The sequence below is a fragment of the Marinobacter sp. ST-43 genome (assembly GCF_030541085.1).
In the GTDB taxonomy this organism is placed as follows: domain Bacteria; phylum Pseudomonadota; class Gammaproteobacteria; order Pseudomonadales; family Oleiphilaceae; genus Marinobacter; species Marinobacter nauticus.
Window position 1 is genome coordinate 1 of the sequence record NZ_JASSVO010000042.1, and the last position, 3403, is coordinate 3403.

General features: G+C 47.0%; 2 protein-coding genes and 1 pseudogene. All 3 read right to left on the bottom strand.

All coding sequences use genetic code 11. The features are described from left to right. Positions 1-123: 123 nt before the first annotated feature. A pseudogene (locus QPL98_RS19265) lies at positions 124-363 on the bottom strand (recombinase family protein); the annotation flags it as partial. A 202-nt stretch (positions 364-565) separates the two neighbouring features. Beyond that, the gene (locus QPL98_RS19270; RefSeq protein ID WP_303293855.1) at positions 566-1048 is read right to left on the bottom strand and encodes a hypothetical protein; all 483 of its coding nucleotides are present in this window, start codon (positions 1046-1048) and stop codon (positions 566-568) included. A gap of 2 nt (positions 1049-1050) precedes the next feature. Beyond that, complete coding sequence (locus QPL98_RS19275) at positions 1051-3198, bottom strand: hypothetical protein (protein ID WP_303293856.1); 2148 nt, start codon at positions 3196-3198, stop codon at positions 1051-1053. Positions 3199-3403 lie beyond the last annotated feature (205 nt).

Genomic DNA, 3403 nt, shown 5'->3' on the forward strand with positions numbered 1-3403 from the left:
TGGGGAAATCAGGCAGCCTGCCAGGGTGGCAGCTTTGCCGTGGAATCAGTGGCAGCTTTCGCGTGGAATGGGTGGCAGGCTTCGTCTGGAATCAGTGGCAACCTTGGTCTGGAATACGCACTGGAGGTCTTGGACAATCTCCACCAGATCCTTCAATGATCGAGCGAGGCGATCCAACTTCCACACGACCAAGACATCGCCCGGCCGGAGCATACGGAGGCACTGCGACAGCTCGGGTCGCTCACGTGAGGTTCCGGTGAATTTTTCCTGGAATACCTGTTCGGCCCCGGCTTTCTCCAAGGCATCCACTTGAAGTTCGGGATTTTGGTCGTTAGTGCTGACGCGCGCATAACCTATGATCATTAAAGGTACCTTTTCTGTTCATAGATTGTTGTACGTGATTGTTGGACGCGAAACAAGCCGAAATCGGATAATTTTGAAGGATGACCCGAGGCGTTCAACAAACGACCTTTTTGTAGACATCAGGAAGGAAATAACAAAATCCAACATTGAACCGGCAGTTATAGCGTATTCTGAATACTCGAATCGAGTCCACTCCTTAACCTCATTTTTCCTCGCTGTTTTTTACTTGTCGTATCCGTGCAATCTCATCGATTGGAGCACTGGTACTCAGACCTTCGATCAATGCGTGGATGTCTCTTGGTGTGTTTAGAAATGAGTCGAGCGCTTCAAGTTGTTGAGCCCGCACAAGCTCTAACTCCTCTTTCAACTCGATATTCTTTGCCTCTAAAAGTTCAATTCTCTGTTGCAAGACAGTGCGGGTGGCTGTCTTGTATTTTGGTATCGAATCATTTTTTATCCGATTCTGCACTCCCTTTGCGCCTCTGAAGGCATCGGCAATGATTTTAATGCCGTCAAACTCCTTCTGGCTGAGCACATTTCTCTTCAGCTTCACGCCAAAACGTTTAGTCGTGTGAGCTATCACGCTGTCCCAAGTTACTGGAATTCCAGCATCAGGAAATCGTTCGATCATGCGGGCGATTTTTCGAGCCAATTGTTCTGTCAGAACTTCCTTCCGTCCAGACATGACTATATATTTCCCGCGATTTTACCAGGGGGTATCTGATTTCTTTCAGCACTAGTTCCCTGGGGTTCCGGAGAGAAAACGGGATATTTCTCAATCAAAGCAGCTTCCTCAGTCAGTATCTCTTCTCTCCCTCCCTGGTCCTCTATGGCCAATTCCAGCGGCGGTTCGGCATGTCTTAGCGGGGCATGGTATTTGATGATTGCCCCATTTTTAATACTCACATCATCAAGTCGCGTTACCACTCCTCGTGCGACAAAAGCCTCCTCTAGACGGCTAGCTAATTGGCGATCTTTTAACAAGTCTCTGACTTCGAAAAAATGATCAACTAGATGGTTCGCAAGCTCCTCCAAATTCTTTCGATCTAATCCTTTTTCCACGAGGGTGACCATGTGATCCCCGAGAGCTGCTAGATCATCCGCCACACCTCGATTGTAAGTAAAAGCAAGGTTTTCGAGGTGACGTATAATAGTTTCGAAGAGCTGCTCAGCGCGAGCACGCGTTTCGTCATTGGTCGGTTTGTGGCCCTTAACATGGAAATTTTTATCACACCCCATACACGCACCACAGATATCGTTACTATAATTGCGGCAAGGCTTCTCATGGTGTTGATGTACGCAAGCCCCGAAAAGTGTGGGGTATAGAACAATAATTCCCTGACTACAAGTTGCTATTGGCCGATCTTCAACTGCTTGGCTGATAGCTTCCATTGAGGTAAAGGCAACTTCTGCATCATGTGCTGTCACAATTGCACGCTCAAGCCCGAATTGATCCTCCAGTTTTTCGACGGCCGCCATGCCATTCGAGAAATCAGAAAGTTTTTGAGTCTCCTGAGTTTCAGGCATTGATGATGCATGAGCTAAGGATCCGGCTGTCCTGAAGTCATATGCTTTGAGCTGTGCGAGACTGCTTCGGTTTGCCCACTTATTTATCACGACATCTGAGAGATTTTCCCCATGGATTTCCGCCTGTGTGGTTAGCCATCGACGCATATCGTGAAGTGCCATCGAAGCAAATTTGACCTGACCGTTCTCGGGAATAGTGATGTTCAGCTTTTCAAAAATAGTCGGAGGGTTTTCATAACCGGGTATGCCTGTACTCAGGCGTTTCAGCCGTTTTCTTATGGTCTGGTAGGTTAATGCTGTAGGCAAATAAGGCGAAGAACTATCGCTGCTGTCGCACAAAAACAGCATATTAGACAATTTACCTTGGTATAGATTGGCTGCCGTCACCTTTCGACAACCTTCCAACGCTTTATGCACTTTCTTTAAAAGATACTCTTCAAGAACTTTCCACTCCATACCGTATATTTTATGACGGTTGTTTATCTTACCGTCGCTTTGAAAGGTTTTTGGATTAGAGATGAGAAAACACTTTTTCCTTAAATCTTGCATGATGTTATCAGAGGCCGTGGATGGCGCATTCGGCGAAAGCCGGATAATCTGTGCCACTTCATGGCAAGTTACAAGGCCACCACGTAGGTGCTCCAGCTCATGGGGAAGATAAAGTTTGTCGGGATGCTTCTCATACCACCTGACTAACATCCTTGAGCGAGCACCGGCTTGTTTAATTCTTTCAATACAATAATTGAAAGCTTCAATCATAAAATTAAGAGCCGGTTTTGCCGCCCATTCAGCACCCTTGCTTCCTTTTTGGGTAATTACCAACATTTGATGAGCTGACGTTGCGTTTGAAGCCCCCGTTGATTGAATGTCATAGGGATCATCCAAGTAGTCCTCTATGACTGCGTAGTCATCGCAGCTCATCGTCAGGATCTCGTTTATTCGCGAGGGTGCACATAGTCCGATGGTGACTGCGCACATAGCTAGGCAATCGTGCGTACTCAGGATAGGTTTGCCATCTACGTCGACTGGATTATCGATAAACGCGTTGAATGCCTCGTTGAACGCTTCCATTTTTCGATCCAGGGTTTTGGATTTTCTGTCTTTAAACTCTCCAGCTTGCCAATTTCTAGCTACTAAAAGTTCCTGCCTAGAGCTCGCTAAGCGTCGATATCCCAATACAGGCATAACCCCCTTGCGTCCCAGGATCAAAATGTGTTTTTCAATGCCTGCGAGGGTAGCACCCAAAAAAGAATGCCTGCCGTAGTCTTTCCTCAAACAATCAAGAATATAAGCTTCAAAATCTCGCAAGTCCCGGATCCTGAGATCCCATATGGGAACGCTTTGTTTGATAGCAAAATTCCTCCAAGGAAGCTCTATCCTGCGAGTCTCTTTTGAGGTGGACCCAGTCAGTTGGACAACCTGATGGTGTCCCTAAGCTATGATCCGGTTGTTTCCCTGGCTCAGGCTGCCAAGGATATGGATTGCCCGTAGTACACCTCATCGGGCGTTTGGT

Coding starts and splice junctions, on each gene's coding strand:
- QPL98_RS19270 (WP_303293855.1), bottom strand. CDS start 1,048: ATGTCTGGACGGAAGGAAGTTCTGACAGAACAATTGGCTCGAAAAATC.